13 protein-coding genes are annotated in these 16,696 nt (G+C 72.0%); 3 read left to right on the forward strand and 10 right to left on the reverse strand.

The window, feature by feature from the left end; translation table 11 throughout:
* Positions 1–63 precede the first annotated feature (63 nt).
* From cydD to deoC, 8 genes are all read right to left on the reverse strand, one after another.
* A complete protein-coding gene (gene cydD / locus SM447_RS14865; protein ID WP_474573375.1) occupies positions 64–1,737 on the reverse strand; it encodes a thiol reductant ABC exporter subunit CydD in 1,674 nt (557 codons plus the stop codon).
* Entirely contained in the window at positions 1,734–2,741 is a 1,008-nt protein-coding gene (gene cydB / locus SM447_RS14870) for a cytochrome d ubiquinol oxidase subunit II (RefSeq protein ID WP_474573376.1), read from the reverse strand. The genes cydD and cydB overlap by 4 nt, the downstream gene beginning before the upstream one ends.
* Positions 2,742–2,752: 11 nt before the next feature.
* Positions 2,753–4,006: a cytochrome ubiquinol oxidase subunit I gene (locus tag SM447_RS14875; protein WP_474573377.1), complete on the reverse strand. Its 1,254-nt coding sequence runs from the start codon at positions 4,004–4,006 to the stop codon at positions 2,753–2,755.
* Positions 4,007–4,119: 113 nt separating this feature from the next.
* Positions 4,120–5,025: a M56 family metallopeptidase gene (locus tag SM447_RS14880; RefSeq protein ID WP_474573378.1), complete on the reverse strand. Its 906-nt coding sequence runs from the start codon at positions 5,023–5,025 to the stop codon at positions 4,120–4,122.
* A 9-nt stretch (positions 5,026–5,034) separates the two neighbouring features.
* On the reverse strand, positions 5,035–5,523 hold the full coding sequence (locus SM447_RS14885; protein ID WP_474573379.1) for a BlaI/MecI/CopY family transcriptional regulator: 489 nt from the start codon (positions 5,521–5,523) through the stop codon (positions 5,035–5,037).
* A 239-nt stretch (positions 5,524–5,762) separates the two neighbouring features.
* Positions 5,763–6,587, reverse strand: a complete 825-nt coding sequence (locus SM447_RS14890) for an aldehyde dehydrogenase family protein (RefSeq protein ID WP_474573380.1) — start codon at positions 6,585–6,587, stop codon at positions 5,763–5,765.
* Entirely contained in the window at positions 6,580–8,010 is a 1,431-nt protein-coding gene (locus SM447_RS14895; RefSeq protein ID WP_474573381.1) for an aldehyde dehydrogenase family protein, read from the reverse strand. Before SM447_RS14895 ends, SM447_RS14890 begins: the two co-directional genes overlap by 8 nt.
* Positions 8,011–8,015: 5 nt before the next feature.
* Positions 8,016–8,975: a deoxyribose-phosphate aldolase gene (deoC, locus tag SM447_RS14900; RefSeq protein ID WP_474573382.1), complete on the reverse strand. Its 960-nt coding sequence runs from the start codon at positions 8,973–8,975 to the stop codon at positions 8,016–8,018.
* Between the two features lie 134 nt (positions 8,976–9,109).
* On the opposite strand from deoC, the gene upp reads away from it, so the two are divergent.
* Both upp and SM447_RS14910 read left to right on the forward strand, forming a co-directional pair.
* The gene (upp, locus tag SM447_RS14905; RefSeq protein WP_474573383.1) at positions 9,110–9,742 is read left to right on the forward strand and encodes a uracil phosphoribosyltransferase; all 633 of its coding nucleotides are present in this window, start codon (positions 9,110–9,112) and stop codon (positions 9,740–9,742) included.
* A gap of 50 nt (positions 9,743–9,792) precedes the next feature.
* On the forward strand, positions 9,793–10,467 hold the full coding sequence (locus SM447_RS14910) for a GOLPH3/VPS74 family protein (RefSeq protein ID WP_474573384.1): 675 nt from the start codon (positions 9,793–9,795) through the stop codon (positions 10,465–10,467).
* A 156-nt stretch (positions 10,468–10,623) separates the two neighbouring features.
* Here SM447_RS14910 and SM447_RS14915 read toward each other — a convergent pair whose 3' ends face one another.
* Together SM447_RS14915 and SM447_RS14920 are read right to left on the reverse strand one after the other, a co-directional pair.
* On the reverse strand, positions 10,624–12,288 hold the full coding sequence (locus SM447_RS14915) for a phospho-sugar mutase (RefSeq protein WP_474573385.1): 1,665 nt from the start codon (positions 12,286–12,288) through the stop codon (positions 10,624–10,626).
* A gap of 60 nt (positions 12,289–12,348) precedes the next feature.
* Complete coding sequence (locus tag SM447_RS14920) at positions 12,349–14,430, reverse strand: serine/threonine-protein kinase (RefSeq protein ID WP_474573386.1); 2,082 nt, start codon at positions 14,428–14,430, stop codon at positions 12,349–12,351.
* Positions 14,431–14,635: 205 nt separating this feature from the next.
* Here SM447_RS14920 and SM447_RS14925 point away from each other — a divergent pair, with 205 nt between their 5' ends.
* Complete coding sequence (locus SM447_RS14925; protein WP_474573387.1) at positions 14,636–16,219, forward strand: acyl-CoA mutase large subunit family protein; 1,584 nt, start codon at positions 14,636–14,638, stop codon at positions 16,217–16,219.
* The last annotated feature ends 477 nt before the right edge of the window (positions 16,220–16,696 follow it).

Raw genomic sequence — 16,696 nt, forward strand, 5'->3', positions numbered from 1 at the left:
CCTCCTCGCCACGCTCGACGCCACCACGAGGCACCACCACGCTGGGCCGGATGATCCGCTCGCTCATCCCTGCTCCCCGGCCGGTACCGGTGTCAGTTCGGTGACCCGCCCGTCCTCGACCCGCAGGATGCGGTCGACATCGGTCAGCAGCGCGGGCCGGTGCGCCACCAGCAGCGCGGTGCGGTCGGTGACCAGCCTGCGGGTCGCCGACAGCACCGCCGCCTCGGCGGCCGCGTCGAGGCGCGCGGTCGGCTCGTCGAGCAGCACCACCGGCGCGTCCCGCAGAAACGCCCGGGCCAGCGCCACTCGTTGCCGCTGCCCGCTGGACAGACCATGTCCCCGCTCGCCGAGCAGGGTGTCCAGCCCGTCGGGCAGGGCGGCGACCACCTCGTCCAGCGCGGCGGCGCGGACCGCGGCGTCGAGGGCGGCCGGCGGGGCGTCGGGACTGCCGAGTCGGATGTTGTCGGCCAGCGACGTGGCGAACAGGTGGGCGCGCTGCGGCACCCACGCCACCTGTCGCCGCCAGTCGTCGAGGTCGGCGTCGGCCAGGTCCACCCCGCCGACGGTGATCCGGCCGCCGGTCGGGCTCACGAAGCCGAGCAGCAGGTTGAGCAGGGTGCTCTTGCCGGCACCGCTCGGCCCGATGATCGCGATGCGCTCGCCGGGCCGGATGGTCAGCGAGACGTCCCGCAGCGCCGTGGTGCGCTCGTACGCGACGGTCACCGACTCGAAGCGGATCTCGGACCGGCCGTCCGGCCGTACGCCCGCCTGGGCCGCCCGGGCCGGGGGCGCCGAGCCGCTGAGGGTCAGCGCCTCGTCCAGCGCGGTGAGACCCTCCATGCTGGCGTGGAACCGGCTGCCGGCCGCCCGCAGCGGCAGGTACGCCTCCGGGGTCAGCAGCAGCACCAGCAGCGCGGTCTGCAGGGCCAGCCCGCCGCCGAGCAGCCGGATGCCGACCGGAACGGCGACCAGCGCCACCGACAGGGTGGCGACGAGTTCGAGCACCAGCGCGGAGAGAAAGGCGATCCGCAGCGTCTTCATGGTGGCCACCCGGTGACCGTCGGCCATCCGCCGTACCGCGTCGGTCTGCGCCCGGGCCCGCCCGAACGCGCGCAGCGTGGGCAGCCCCGCCACCATGTCCAGGAAGTGCCCGCCGAGCAGGGACAGCCGTCGCCACTGGCGCTCGGTGGCGGCCTGCGCCTGCCAGCCGAGCAGGGCCCCGAAGATCGGGATGAGCGGCAGCGTCAGTGCGATGATCACCGCCGAACTCCAGTCGGCGAGGAGGACCCGAGCCAGCACCGCCACCGGCACGGTGACGCTCAGCACGAGTTGCGGCAGATAGCCGGTGAAGTACGCGTCCAGCGCGTCCAGCCCGCGACCGGCGAGCGTTGCCAGTTGCCCCGCCCGCTGGCCGGCGACCCAGCCGGGCCCGTGCCGGGCGACCGCCCCCAACAGGTCGGCCCGCAGCGCCGCCTTGACCGTGGCGGCCGCCCGCGCCGACACCGTGCCCTGCGCCCAGACCACCAGCGAGCGGGCCGCGACGGCGGCCACGAGACCGGCCAGCGCGGCCCGGTCCAGTCGCCCGGTGAAGGCCGTGGCCAGCAGCACGGCCAGGGCGGTGGCCTGCGCCACGACGAGCCCGGCGGCGAGCACGCCGAGCAGCGCGAGCAGCGCGAGATCGCGTCGGGCGGCAGGGACCCGGCGCAGCAGGCGCGGGTCGAAGGGGCGGCGGTTCACCAGTACACCGGTGCCCTGCCGTCGGTCCGTCCCCGGAAAATCCACCAGCACATCGCCTGGAAGCCTAGTAGGGCCGGCAGGAGCGGTACCGTCAGCCAGCCCAGCAGCCGCAGGGTCGCCGCGCTGGCCGCCGCTTCGGTAACCGTCAGTGACGCGCTCGGCTCCACGGTCGACACCAGCACGTAGGGCCAGAGGGTCGCCCCGATCAGCAGCACCGGCAGTGCGAGCGCCGTCGCGGTGGCGGCGAAGGCCAGGCCGGGCCGTCGCCGTCCGAGCGCCGCCCGCCCCGCGAGCAGCGCGCCGACCAGCAGCACCACCAGCAGTACGCCGATCGAGGGGCGCTGCGCCGTGTCGCGTACCCGGTCGGAGAGCAGGCCGACGACGCCGGCCGCGCCGACCGCGATGATCGCGCTGAGGATCATCCGGCGGGCCAACGGCCGCAGCCGGTCGCCCTCGACGGCGGGCAAGCGGAGCGTGAGGAAGGTCGCACCGTGCGCCGTGACCAGTGCGACCACGGCCAGCCCGGTGGCGGCGGCGAACGGGGTGAACAGGTGCGTCACCCCCGCCACGTGTCCGTCGGTCCGCAGCGGCACGCCCTGGAGCAGTCCGGCGAGCACCACACCCCAGCCGAGCGCGGCGAGCAGGCTGCCGACCACGATGATCCGGTCCCAGGTGGCGCGGGCCCACCGGCTGCCCGGTCGGCTGCGCAACTGCACTCCGGCGGTCACCAGGATCACCCCGGTCAGCGCGGCGGCCACCGCCGGGTAGCTGCCGGCGAGCAGTTCCCCTTCCAACACGGGGAACGCGCCGAACAGGATGCCGACGGCCGCCACCAACCACACCTCGTTACCGAGGAAGAACGGCCCGACGGCGTTGAGGGCGGCGCGTCGGCGATGCGCGTCGGCGCCCCGGGCGAGCAGCAGGCCGACGCCGTAGTCGTAGCCGCCGAGCACCAGGTAGCCGGCGAAGAAGAGGCCGAGCAGGACGTACCAGGCGAGTTCCATCTCCGGGCTCCTCAGATGAAGGCGGGTTCGGGGCGCGGGTCGTCGGCCGGCGGCTGGGCCGGTGGGCGGCCGAGCGCGGGGTCGGCCGCACCCCGGGCGGCGTACCGGGCCAGCAGCACCCAGTTGGCGACGGCGAGCGTGCCGAGCAGCAGGGTGAAGCCGGTCAGCGACGTCACCATCAGCCAGGGACCGACCGGCGAGACCGCCTGCTCCACCGGCAGCAGCCCGTACGCCACCCAGGGATGGCGGCCGACCTCGCGGGCGATCCAGCCGAGGATCAGGGCCACGAACGGCAGGGGCAGGGTGAGCATCAGCAGCCAGAGCGGGAACCGGAGGCGGATGATCCAGTCCCGCCAGAGCAGCGGTACGAACAGCCAGAGCAGGCCGAGCGCGAAGCCTATGAGGATCATGAAGCCGAGACCGACGTTGGACAGCGTGGGCGGCAGATAGTCGCCGGGACCGAACCGGGCGGTCCAGTCGGCGACCAGGACGTCGGCCTCCGGGTTGCCGCCGAACTTGGTGGGCTGCACATCGCCCACGGGCCCGAACTGGGCGAAGCCGAACCCCTGGACGAGGCTGATCGCGAGTGCGGCGGTGACCAGTCCGATCCGCAGCGAGGTGCGGAACAGCGCATGGTCGTTGGTGCGCCGGTCGAGGTGCCAGGCACTGACCGCCGCCATCAGCAGACCACCGGTCAGCAGGGCCGCCGAGACCACGTGCCCGAGCGCCATCCACAGGGCGGGGTTGGTCAGCAGTGCCGAGAAGTCGGTCAGGTGAGCGACCCCGTCACGTACCTCGTAGCCGACCGGGTTCTGCAGCCAGGAGTTGGCCACCATGATCCAGAACGCCGAGGCGTACGCGGTGATCGCGACGCCGTAGAGCAACGCGAGGTGGACGCCGCGGCGCAGCCGGTGCCAGCCGAAGATCCACATGCCGAGGAAGGTCGACTCCAGGAAGAAGGCGACCAGGGTCTCGATCGCCAGCGGGGCCCCGAAGACGTTGCCGACATAGCGCGACAGCCCGCTCCAGTTCAGCCCGAACTGGAACTCCATCACGATGCCGGTGGCGATGCCGAGCACGTAATTGATCACGTACAGCTGGCCCCAGAAGCGGGTCAGCCGCTCCCAGCGGTGATGGCCGGTGACCACCCAGGCGGTCTGCATCCCGACGAGCAGCGTGACCAGGCCGAGCGTGACGGCCACGAAGAGGAAGTGGACCGAGGCGGTCGTGGCGAACTGCAGGCGGGCGAGGAGCAGGGTGTCCATGACCGGCTCTCCTGGGACGGGGATCGAGGCAGATAGGGAGCCTACACGTAGGAACGCTACCTATAGGGCCGGTGGGAGCCGAGACCGGGATGATCAGGGTCAGTTCAGGGTTGTCAGCTCAGGAAGAGCGAGACCGGCAGGGCGGCCACGGTCACGGTCACGGTCAGGGCGGCGGCACCGAGCAGTCGGGGCGGGCGCTCCGTGGCCAGCAACCGCTGCACCCGTACGTCCAGGTCCCGGTCACCCATGCCGAGCGCGCCGACGGGCGTGATCCGGTTGCCGGCGGCGGCGAACCGACGCAGCGCACCCGCCAGTGGGGCCTCGGCGTGCAACTCGCGGGCCTTGTCGTCGGCGCGCATCTCGACCAGCAGGGCCACCCGCTCGTGCGCGTCGCGAACCCAGCGGAACCAGGGCAGCGCCCGGCGGAGCGCGGTGAACGGCAGCAGCACCAGGTCGTGCCGCTCCTGCGCGTGTGCGCGCTCGTGGGTCAGCACCGCCGCCAACTCGGCCCGGTCGAGCAGGCTGAGCGTGCCGGCGCTGACCACCACCCGGGGCCGCACCCCCGGAAGGCAGTACGCGGCCGCACCCGGGTGGTCGAGCACCAGCGCGCCGGGCACCGTCGGATCCCGCCGGGCGACCAGGGTGAGCAGGTCCCGGTGCCGACGCTGGGCGCGTACCGTGCCGTGGATGCTGCGTACCGTCGTGGTCAACAGCACCGCCCCGATGCCGAGACCGACGCCGACCAGCCCCAGGTGCACGGCACCGAGACCGGCGGGCAGGCTGCCCTGCCGCAGGTCGTCCACGAGCGCCAGCAGGGCGGTCCCGGTGCCCCGCTCGTACGGGGCGAGACCCATCGCGATGGGCAGGCCCATCGCGGAGAGGCCGACCCCCAAGCCGATCGCCTGCCAGCAGAGGATCGCCACCCGAGGGCTGCGCCACGTCCAGGTGGCGCGGGCCAGCACCTGAGCGATCAGCCAGCACGCCAGCATCGAGGCGGCGAAGTGCAGGGTGTGCGCCACGGCGTCGCCCTACCGCTCCGCGGCCTCGTCGGCCAGGCCCGGACGCGTCGTCCGGTCGGTCTGCGGTGCATCGACCCGGTCGGTCAACTCGCGGCCCGGATCGCCGGTCACCGCCCCGGGCGGGTCGGACGCCATCCCGGCCTCGGCGGCGAGAGCGGCGCGCAGCACGTCCGCCTCGGTGCCGGTGACCGAGCGGGCGAACCGGACCAGCGCCGCGTCCCGGCTACCACCCAGGTCGAGGGCGTCCAGCATGAGCTGGGCGATGTACGCCTCCCGGCTGGCCGAGGCACGGTAGCGCCACGCCCGACCCTCCCGCTCGCGCTGCACCATGCCCTTGCCGGCGAGCCGGTCCAACACGGTCATCACCGTGGTGTACGCCAACTCCCGCCCGTCCAGGGCGTCGGCCACCTCGCGCACCGTGACGCCGTCCGACGTGCCGGGAACCGCGTCCCACAGCACGTCCATCACCGCACGCTCAAGATCCCCCAGCCGAGTCACCCCTGAATCCTACCCCCCGTAGTAGACCCACCCCCACACCCTGCCTCAGTCCCGGGCCGTGCCAGCAACTTCGGGGATAGTGCTGCCTCACTGTTGGCTGTGCCAGCAACTTCGGGGATGTTGTCGTCGGGCGCCGGGTCACGCCGTCGACCAAGGAGCCGACGCTGGGCAGCACCCCGCCAGCCGTCACCCACCGACGGTCCGTGCCCACGTCCGGAAACCCCCAGAGCACAGACCGCTCAAGCCCCCTTGGGATGCCAGACGGTCTTCGTCTCCAGCAGGGAAGTCATCCGCGTGAGCCCAGGATCCGCCGACCAGTCGTGATCCTGCGGCACCGGCCGGAGCACCCGCTTGAGGTTCTCCGCCGCCTTGATCTCAAGGTCGGCGGCCAGCTCCGGGTCGGTCACGCCGGTCAGGTCGGTCGCGTTGACGTCCATGTGCGCGGCCAGCGTGGGCACGGTCTCGGAGAGGCGACCGGTGAGGATGTTGACCACCCCGCCCGGCAGGTCGGAGGTGGCCAGCACCTCGGCCAGGGTCACCGCCGCCAGCGGTGCCGCCGGCGAGGCGGCCACCACCACCGTGTTGCCGGTGACGATCGCCGGGGCGATCACACTGACCAGGCCGAGCAGCGCCGGTGCCTCGGGAGCCACCACCGCCACCACGCCGGTCGGCTCGGGCGCCGACAGATTGAAGTACGGCCCGGCCACCGGGTTCGCGCCCCCGTACACCTGTGAAAGCTTGTCGGACCAACCGGCGTACCAGACCCAGCGGTCGGTCGCCGCGTCCACCTCGTCGCCCGGCACCCCCAGGGCGACGAACTGCTCGCGCCGGCCCTCCAGCATCTCGGCGACCCGGTAGAGGATCTGACCCCGGTTGTACGCCGTGGCGCCGGCCCACCCCTTCACGGCGGCCCGGGCGGCCACCACGGCGTCCCGCGCGTCCTTGCGGGAGGCCAGCGACACGTTGGAGTCCTGCACGAGATACGACCGTCCCGACTCGCTACGCGGGAACTTCCCGCCGATGAAGAGCTTGTACGTCTTGCGTACCGCGACCCGCTCAGACATTGAGGTACGCCTCCAGCCCGTGCCGGCCGCCCTCGCGACCGTAGCCCGACTCCTTGTAGCCGCCGAACGGCGAGGTCGGGTCGAACTTGTTGAACGTGTTGGCCCACACCACCCCGGCGCGCAGCCGGTCGGCCATCCACAGGATCCGGGAGCCCTTCTCGGTCCAGATCCCGGCCGACAGCCCGTACGGCGTGTTGTTGGCCTTCTCCACGGCCTCGGCCGGGGTGCGGAAGGTCAGCACGGACAGCACCGGGCCGAAGATCTCCTCCCGGGCGATCCGGTGTGCCTGGGTGACCCCGGTGAAGATGGTCGGTGCGAACCAGAAGCCCTGCTGCGGCAGTTCGCAGGGCGGCGACCACTGCTGCGCGCCCTCGGCGGCACCGGCCTCGGTCAGCTCCCGGATCCGGGCGAGCTGGGCGGCCGAGTTGATGGCTCCGATGTCGGTGTTCTTGTCCAGCGGGTCGCCGACGCGCAGTCGGGCCATCCGGCGCTTGAGCGACTCCAGCACCTGCTCGGCGACGGACTCCTGGACCAGCAACCGCGAACCGGCGCAGCAGACATGCCCCTGGTTGAAGAAGATGCCGTTGACGATGCCCTCGACCGCCTGATCGACCGGGGCGTCGTCGAACACGATGTTGGCGGCCTTGCCGCCCAGCTCCAGGGTCAGCTTCTTGCGGCTGCCGGCGACCGCGCGGGCGATGGCCCGGCCGACGTCGGTGGAGCCGGTGAAGGCGACCTTGTCGACGTCGGCGTGCTCGACCAGCGCCCGGCCGGTCTCACCGGCGCCGGTGACGATGTTGACCACGCCGGCCGGCAGGTCGGCCTGCTGGCAGATCTCGGCGAAGAGCAAGGCGGTCAGCGGCGTGGTCTCGGCCGGCTTCAACACCACCGTGTTGCCGGCGGCGAGGGCGGGTGCGATCTTCCAGGCCAGCATCAGCAGCGGGAAGTTCCACGGAATGACCTGCGCCGCCACGCCGAGCGGCTTCGGGTCCGCACCGAAACCGGCGTGCGGGAGCTTGTCGGCCCAGCCGGCGTAGTAGAAGAAGTGCGCGGCGACCAGCGGCAGGTCGACGTCGCGGGACTCCCTGATCGGCTTGCCGTTGTCCAGCGACTCCAGCACGGCCAGCTCGCGGGAGCGCTCCTGGATGATCCGGGCGATGCGGAACAGGTACTTGGCCCGGTCGCGGCCCGGCATCGGACCCCAGACCTGCTCGTACGCCCGGCGGGCCGCTCGGACCGCGCGGTCGACGTCCTGGCCGCCGCCCTCGGCGATCTCGGCCAGCACCTCCTCCGAGGCCGGGTTGATCGACTTGAAGCTGCCACCGTCGGCCGGGTCGACGAACTTTCCGTCGATGAACAGCCCGTAGGAGGCTTTGATGTCCACCACCGAGCGGGACTCGGGGGCGGGTGCGTATTCGAACATCGCGGTCAGTCCAGGGTGAAGTAGTCGGGGCCGGCGTAGACGCCGGTCGTCAGCTTGGTGCGCTGCATCAGCAGGTCGTTGAGGAGGCTGGAGGCGCCGAAGCGGAACCAGTCCGGGTCCAGCCAGTCGGGGCCGACCGTCTCGTTGACCATGACGAGATACTTGATCGCGTCCTTGGTGGTCTTGATGCCGCCGGCCGGCTTCACGCCCACCTGCCGCCCGGTGGCGGCCCGGAAGTCGCGTACCGCCTCCAGCATCACCAGGGTCACCGGCAGCGTGGCGGCGACCGGAACCTTGCCGGTGGAGGTCTTGATGAAGTCACCACCCGCGAGCATCGCCAGCCAGGAGGCCCGGCGCACGTTGTCGTAGGTGGCCAGCTCGCCGGTCTCCAGGATCACCTTGAGGTGGGCGTCGCCGCAGGCTTCCTTGGTGGCGACGATCTCGTCGTACACCTCGGAGTAACGACCGGCCAGGAAGGCGCCCCGGTTGATCACCATGTCGATCTCGTCGGCGCCGGCCTCGACGGCCGCCCGGGTGTCGGCGAGCTTGATCTCCAGCGGTGCCTGGCCCGACGGGAACGCCGTCGCCACGCTGGCCAGGTGAACTCCGCTGCCGCGCAGCACCTCGGCCACGTGCGGGACCATCGCCGGGTAGACGCAGACCGCGCCGACGTGCGGGCAGGACGGGTCGGCCGGATCGGGGCGCAGTGCCTTGGCGGCGAGCGCCCGCACCTTGCCGGGCGTGTCCGCACCCTCCAGCGTCGTCAGGTCGACCATCCGGATGGCGAGGTCGATCGCCTGGGCCTTGGCGGTGGTCTTGATGGATCGGGTGCCGAGTTGGGCTGCCCGCTGCTCCGCGCCCACCTGGTCCACGCCCGGTAGGCCGTGCAGGAAGGTCCGCAGAGCGGTCTCGGATCGTCCCAGCTCGGAGAGGTCCGACCGGGCCGACGTCGCTGTCGCCGTCATGCCCCGAAGTCTACGCAGGTTGACGCCGCGTGATCTTGGCCACTGCGGTCGTCGGCGTGCTCGTGGGTGAGCGACGTCGCTGGTCGCGGCCGGGGCCCGCGCGCCGATGTGCCGGGCGGGTAGGTTGAGCGATCGTGGACGTACTCGTCATTGACCACCCGCTGGCCCAGTCCCGGTTGACCGCCATGCGGGACGAACGCACCGATTCCTCCTCGTTCCGGGCGGCGCTGCACGAACTCACCACCATGCTGGTGTACGAGGCCGCGCGCTCCTTCCCGGTGGAGCGGTACCCGGTGCAGACGCCGGTCACCGCCACCGAGGGCACCCGGCTGGCCAACCCGCCGCTGCTGGTGCCGGTGCTGCGGGCGGGACTCGGCATGGCCGACGCCGCGCTCGGGCTGCTGCCCGAGTCCTCGATGGGCTTCGTCGGGCTGGCCCGCGACGAGGAGACGTTCGAGCCGCGCGCCTACATGGAGTCCCTGCCCCGGGATCTCGCCGGGCTTCCCGTGCTGGTGCTCGACCCGATGCTGGCCACCGGGGGCTCGCTGGAACACTGCTGTCGGCTGTTGGCCGAGCGCGGCTGCACCGACATCACCGTGCTCTGCGTGCTCGCCGCACCCGCCGGCATCCAGCGGCTGGAGCGTTCCGGTCTGCCGCTGCGTCTGGTCACCGCCGCCATCGACGACGGTCTCAATGACAGCATGTTCATCGTGCCCGGCCTCGGCGATGCCGGTGACCGGCAGTTCGGCGGCATGCCCCGGTTCTGAGTGCGGTTTGTCCTGCGGGTGGTGGCGTCCAGCGGCTAGCGTCTCGGGCCATGACTGGTGTGCCGCTCGCCGAGGAACTGCTCCTGCTCGCGTACGACGACGAGACGGGTAAGGCGACCCTGCCGCGGATCAGCCTCGACCTGGGCATGGCCGCCGCGGTCCTGATCGAACTGGCCCTGGCCGGGCGGATCGCGTACGCCGACGGAGCCCTGACCGCGGTGGACCAGACGCCGACGGGGGAGCCGGTCGTCGACTCGGTGCTGGCCAGGATCGCGGCCGACACGCCGCACAGCCCCTCGTCCTGGGTGCAGCGGCTGCGGCACGGCCTGCGCGACCGGATCCTCGGCGACCTCTGCGACCAAGGGGTCGTCCGCGATGTCGACGAGACCGAGCTGGGCTTCATCCACGTGCACCGCTATCCCGTGGTTGACCCGTCGGTGGAGGAGGAGACCCGGATGCGGCTCGCCTCGGCGCTCACCGGTGCCGCTCCGGACGAGCGCACCGCGGCCCTCGCGACCCTGGTCGCCGTGCTACGGATGGAATCGACGCTCGGGGTCAGTGGAGAGGCCGCCGACGACGCCCGCCGCCGACTGGAGGAGATCGCCAGCGGCGCCGGCTTCTCCGGCGAGGTCAGCCTGGACGACTCCGTGATCCGTCCCTCGGTCGCCCTGGTGGTGGCCGCCCTGGGCCGCGCCGTCGAACACGCCCTCGGCCCCCGCCGCTGAGGTGTAAGGAAGGGCCCCCTATTAACGCCTGCTGTAGAGGAAGGGCCCCTTGTTAACACCGCGAGCGAGCGCCGGGGCGCTGGGCGGCATCCGGCGTCGGTGCATTGTTAATAAGGGGCCCTTCCTATACCGGAAACGTTAATAGGGGGCCCTTCCTTACACGCCCAGGGCGGTGGCGATTTCGGTGCGGAGGGTGGTGACGGCGGTGGCGGCGCGGGTGCGGGCCGCGGGGGTGTCGCCGTCGGTGACGGGTTCCACCACCTCGAGGTACGCCTTGAGCTTCGGTTCGGTGCCGGAGGGGCGGATCACCACCCGGGCGGTCCCGGTGCGCAGGATCACCACATCCGCCTCGGGAAGCAGGTCCTGCGCCTCGGAGACCGGCTGGCCGAGCAGGGTGGTCGGGGTGGCCGCGCGGATCCGGGCCATCGCGTCGGCGATCAGGCGCAGGTCGTCGACGCGTACCGAGAGCTGGTCGGTGTGGTGCACGCCGAACTCGGCGGCCAGCTCGTCCAGCCGGTCGGTGAGCGTACGGCCCTGCGCCTTGAGGCCGGCGGCCAGCTCGGCCACGGTCAGCGCGGCGGTGATGCCGTCCTTGTCGCGTACGTGGTCCGGGGCGACGCAGTAGCCGAGCGCCTCCTCGTAGCCGAAGACCAGCGGCTCGCTGCCGTCACCGGCCCGGACGATCCACTTGAACCCGGTCAGCGTCTCCCCGTAGGGCAGCCCGCGGGCGGCGCACATGGCCCGCAGCAGCGACGACGAGACGATGGTGGTGGCGTAGAGTCCGGTCACTCCGCGCCGCATCAGGTGGTCGGCCAGCAGCACACCCACCTCGTCCCCGCGCAGCATCCGCCAGCCCGAACCCTCGCGGACCGCGACGGCGCAGCGGTCGGCGTCGGGATCGTTGGCGATGGCCAGGTCCGCGTCGGTACCCGAGGCGAGCGCGATCAGCCGGTCCACCGCGCCGGGCTCCTCCGGGTTGGGGAAGCTGACGGTGGGGAAGTCCGGGTCCGGCTCGGCCTGGTCGGGCACCACGCCGGGCACCGGGAAACCGGCGGCCGCGAACGCGGCGGTGAGCACCGCCGCCCCGACACCGTGCAGCGGGGTGTACGCGACGGTCAGGTCCCGGGGGCCACCCGGCGGGATCACCTCGACCGCGCGTGCCACGTACGCCGCGGCCAGGTCGTCGCCGAGCACCTGGCCGGCGGGGCCGAGCGGCACCTCCGCGAGGGGACCGACCGCGCGGATGGCGGCCTCGATCCCGGCGTCGGCCGGCGGCACGATCTGCGCCCCGGCACCGAGGTCTCCACCCAGCTCGGCACCGAGGTACACCTTGTAGCCGTTGTCCTGTGGTGGGTTGTGGCTGGCGGTGACCATCACCCCGGCGACCGCCGCCAGGTGCCGCACCGCGTACGCGAGCACCGGGGTGGGCAGCGGGCGGGGCAGCAGCAGCGCCGGGCGTCCGGCGCCGGTGGCCACCCGGGCGGTCTGCTCGGCGAACGCGCGGGAGCCGTGCCGGGCGTCGTACCCGATCACCAGCGGGCCGGTGCCGCCCTGGGCGGCGAGCCAGGCGACCAGCCCGGCGGCGGCCTGGGTGACCACCGCGAGGTTCATCCCGTTGGGGCCGGCGCGCAGCGGCCCGCGCAGCCCGGCCGTGCCGAAGGTCAGCGGCCCGGCGAACCGGTCGGCCAGCTCTGGTGCGCTGCCCGGCAGCCGGTCGAGCACCCCCCGCAGCTCCGCCCGGCCGGCCGGGTCGGGGTCGTCGGCGAGCCAACGTTCGGCCCGCTCGCGGATGGTGTCGAGGTCAGTGTGCTCCGCCGCCATGGCCTCTTGATAGCACGGCGGCGGATCTCCACGGGCGTGCGCCCCAGCTCCGACAGCCGTTCAGCCGGCCGCCGTGAGCTGGAACGACTTGAGCATCTCCTCGTAGATCGGCTTGCTCTCCTCGAAGCGGGCGTCGTTCGAGGTGAGGTAGAAGGAGTAGAGCCGCCCGTCGTGGGCCACCCCGTGCCAGATGCCGTGCCGCATGCTCTCACCGTTGCCGCAGGTGTACTCGAACTCGGCCGAGGGCTTGCCGGCCAGCTCCTTCTCCGCCATGGCGATCTGGGTGTACGGCTTGGCGCAGGACGTCGACCGGGTCTTCAGGCCGTTCTCGGCGACCTGGGCCCAGCGCGCCGAGGTGCCGCTCCACTTCTCGTTGAGGATGCGCACCCGACGGCCGCTGTCCTCCGGGTCGGTGTAGTCGATGTAGACGCCACCGGCGGGCGCGGCCCGCTTCCAGCCCTTGGGCACCAGCATCTGCACGCCGCGCGCCGAGTGCTCCTGCATCTCGATGCCGGGGCCCTCGTCGGACGAGTTGGACGGCTCGGCCACCGGGGTGGCGGGCGGTTCGTCACCACCGCTGGCGAAGGCCACGATGCCGATCAGCAGGAGCACCGCGAGACCACCGGCCGCCGCGAGCTGGGTCCTGCGGGGCCAACCCTTCACCGTGTCGACCAGCCGGAGGCCGGCGGCCTTCGCCCGGTCGACCGGGCTGCCACCGTCCGGAGCGGGGCCCGGCGTGCCGTACGGCTGGCTGGGCGCGGCCGGCCACTGGGCTCCGCCGTAGCCGCCGATCCGTTGCGTCGCCTCGGGCTGGCTGCCGTAGCCGCCGATCCGCTGGGTCGCCTCTGGCTGGGTGCCGTAGCCGCCGAGCTGCTGGGTCGCGTCGGGCTGAGCGCCGTAGCCGAACACCTCCGGCCCGACGCGTTGGGTGGCGTCCGCGCCGATCCGCTGGGTGGCCTCCGCACCACCGTACGTGCGACCGGCGGACGGCGGCATCGCTGCGCCCGGGCGGGCCAGGGCGTCGGCACTGGTGTCCTCCATCGCGGCGGCGTTGGCCGAGGCGGTCTGGCCGGGGCGTTCCCCCCGGCGCAGCGCGGCGAGCCGGTCGGTCAGCGACTCGCCGGGGCCCAGCATCGCCCGGCCGCCGATCTGCCCGGACGGCACCGGCTTCGCCGGGGCGGCCGGCGCGCTGACCGGTGCGGGCTGCGGCACCGACATCACCGAGTACTGGTCGGTCATCGAGTTGACCCCGGCGGCGCTGCTGCTGAGCGGGCCGGCCAGCAGCTCGCGCAGCATGGCGCGGGCGGTGTGCACGTCGAGCCGGCGGGCGGGGTCCTTCTCCAACAGGCCCATCAGCACCCGAGTCAGCGGGCCGCTGCGCTGCGGCGGGGCCGGCGGATCCTCGACCACGGCGTGCATGGTCTCGATCGGGTCACCCCGGTCGAAGGGCGGCCGGCCCTCCACGGCGGTGTACAGCGTCACGCCGAGAGAGAACAGGTCGCTGGGTGGGCCGAACTCCTGCCCCATGGCCCGCTCGGGCGAGATGAAGTGCGGTGAGCCCAGCACCATGCCGGGCGTGGTGAGCTGCACGTCGGTGGGCATCCGGGCCACGCCGAAGTCGGTCAGCACGCAGCGGCCGTCCGAGCAGATCAGCACGTTGGCGGGCTTGACGTCGCGGTGCAGCACGCCGATAGCGTGGGCCACCTCGAGCGCGCCGAGCAGCGCGATGCCGATCTTGGCGACCACCCGCTGGGCGATCGGCCCGTCCTCGATCACCATGTCGGCGAGGCTGCGGGCGTCGAGCAGCTCCATCACGATCCACGGCCGGCCGGCCTCGGTGACCACGTCGTACACCTGCACGACCGCAGGGTGGGCGATGGCGGCGGCGGCGCGGGCCTCGCGCAGGGTGCGCTCGTACATCGCGTCACGGTCGCTCGGTGCCAGGCCGGGCGGGAGGACGACCTCCTTGACCGCCACGTCGCGGCGCAGAAGCGTGTCTGTGGCCCGCCAGACCGTACCCATGCCACCGTTGCCCACCGCGGAGCGCAGCGAGTACCGGTCACCGATCACGGTGCCGGGTGTCGCGCGTCCGTTGGTGGGGATGCTGACTGGTCCGCCGCTCCACGTCGGGATCTGAGTCACAGAAAAGCCACCGGGGGAAGTCGAGAGGGCTGGGACACAACCCCCCTATCTTGCTGGTTCAGACGCCCGATGCGAAAGCCGGCGCGGCGGACGTTTCCAGTACTCAACGGTACGTGTGCAGGCACTCACCTCTTGTCGTCGCACGGGGGCGCGGTGTGCGGTATCCCTCACCCGACGCCCAGCCCGCGCGTCCTACCATCCGGTGATGAGCGAACGGCGGTCAAGCGAGTCCGGTTTCCCGATCAAGGGCGTCTACACGCCCGCCGATCTTCCCGGCGACCTGGACTCGCGGCTCGGCGCACCAGGTGAGTTCCCGTACACCCGTGGGGTCTATCCCACCATGTACACCTCCCGTCCGTGGACCATGCGCCAGTACGCCGGCTTCGGTACCGCCACCGAGTCCAACGCGCGCTACCACCAGTTGTTGCGGGCCGGCACGATGGGCCTGTCGGTCGCCTTCGACCTGCCCACCCAGATGGGGTACGACTCCGACGACCCGATCGCGCACGGCGAGGTGGGCAAGGTCGGGGTGGCCATCGACTCCATCGAGGACATGCGGCTGCTCTTCGACGGCATCCCGCTGGACAAGGTCTCTACCTCGATGACGATCAACGCGCCCGGTTCGGTGCTGCTGCTGCTCTACCAGCTCGTCGCCGAGGAGAACGGCGTTCCCGGCGCGGCGCTCAACGGCACGATCCAGAACGACATCCTCAAGGAGTACATCGCCCGGGGGACGTACATCTTCCCGCCGAAGCCCTCGCTGCGGCTGGTCGCGGACACCTTTGGCTACTGCCGGACCGAGGTGCCGAAGTGGAACACCATCTCCATCTCCGGCTACCACATGGCCGAGGCCGGTGCCTCGCCCGTGCAGGAGATCGCGTTCACGCTGGCCAACGGGGTCGAGTACGTCCGGGCGGCGATCGCCGCCGGGCTGGCCGTGGACGACTTCGCCCCCCGGTTGTCGTTCTTCTTCGTCGCCCGCACCACCCTGCTGGAGGAGGTGGCGAAGTTCCGGGCGGCCCGCCGGATCTGGGCCCGCCTGATGCGCGACGAGTTCGGGGCGAAGAACCCGAAGTCGATGATGTTGCGCTTCCACACCCAGACCGCGGGTGTGCAGTTGACCGCCCAGCAGCCCGAGGTGAACCTGGTCCGGGTGGCGGTGCAGGGGCTCGGCGCGGTGCTCGGCGGCACCCAGTCGCTGCACACCAACAGCTTCGACGAGGCGATCGCCCTGCCCACCGAGAAGGCGGCCCGGCTGGCCCTGCGTACCCAGCAGGTGCTGGCGTACGAGACCGATCTGACCGCCACGGTCGACCCGTTCGCCGGCTCGTACGTGGTGGAGGCGATGACCGCGGAGATCGAGGCGGCGGCGGACGCGCTGATGGCCCGGGTCTTCGAGCACGGGTCGGCGGTGGACGCGATCGAGGTCGGCTTCCAGAAGCGGGAGATCGAGCAGTCCGCGTACCGGATCGCACAGGAGATCGACTCGGGCGAGCGGGTGGTGGTCGGGCTCAACCGGTTCGCCATCGACGCCGAGGAGCCGTACGAGCCGTTGCGGGTCGACCCGGCGATCGAGGCGGCGCAGGCCGAGCGGCTGGCGAAGCTGCGGGCCGAGCGGAACGGTGCCGCCGTGGAGCGTGCCCTGGTCGAGTTGCGGGAGACCGCCTCGGGCACCGGTAACGTGCTCTACCCGATGAAGGCGGCGCTGCGCGAGCGCGCGACCGTCGGTGAGGTGTGCGGGGCGCTGCGTGAGGTCTGGGGGCGTTACCAGCCCTCTGACCGGTTCTGACCCGGGTCCCCCTCCACAGTTCCATCGGGCGTTGCGCGTTGCGCGTTGCGCAGCGTGTCGAACGGGTCGTCCCCGGGTACTCCGTTTTCAGTGATCACGTGGACGCACACGGTGTGCGGTCGGACGACCTCCGTACGTGTGAACGTCCATGGGTGCCCGTTGCCGGGAGTGGTCGGGTAATTGTCGTACGGTCAGTTAACTGACGCGACTAATGCGACAATTCGGAACGACGGCGGTGGTCCCGAGGAGATTCTCGGCACCCCGGGCACGATTACGCGTTGTAGGAGGTGAGGGGTGGATGACGGCGTCCGACCGCGATCTACCTGCTGTGCCGCTCGCCTACGGACGCTCTCAGCAGGGCATACGTGACGCTGTGCGGTCCGATCATCACCGGAACGAGGTTGCGCAGAGTCACCGTCGGGGGTCTACGCTGTCTGCTGTTCCCGATGATCCATCCATTTCTAGTGATCGAAGAGA

Source organism: Micromonospora aridisoli (genome assembly GCF_056150025.1).

Bases quoted from the DNA above. Each gene is read 5' to 3' on its own strand.
- deoC (WP_474573382.1), bottom strand. From the start codon at position 8,975: ATGACGGCGACAGCGACGTCGGCCCGGTCGGACCTCTCCGAGCTGGGA.
- SM447_RS14915 (WP_474573385.1), bottom strand. From the start codon at position 12,288: ATGGCGGCGGAGCACACTGACCTCGACACCATCCGCGAGCGGGCCGAA.
- SM447_RS14875 (WP_474573377.1), bottom strand. From the start codon at position 4,006: ATGGACACCCTGCTCCTCGCCCGCCTGCAGTTCGCCACGACCGCCTCG.
- SM447_RS14910 (WP_474573384.1), top strand. From the start codon at position 9,793: ATGACTGGTGTGCCGCTCGCCGAGGAACTGCTCCTGCTCGCGTACGAC.
- SM447_RS14925 (WP_474573387.1), top strand. From the start codon at position 14,636: ATGAGCGAACGGCGGTCAAGCGAGTCCGGTTTCCCGATCAAGGGCGTC.
- cydB (WP_474573376.1), bottom strand. From the start codon at position 2,741: ATGGAACTCGCCTGGTACGTCCTGCTCGGCCTCTTCTTCGCCGGCTAC.
- SM447_RS14890 (WP_474573380.1), bottom strand. From the start codon at position 6,587: ATGTCTGAGCGGGTCGCGGTACGCAAGACGTACAAGCTCTTCATCGGC.
- SM447_RS14895 (WP_474573381.1), bottom strand. From the start codon at position 8,010: ATGTTCGAATACGCACCCGCCCCCGAGTCCCGCTCGGTGGTGGACATC.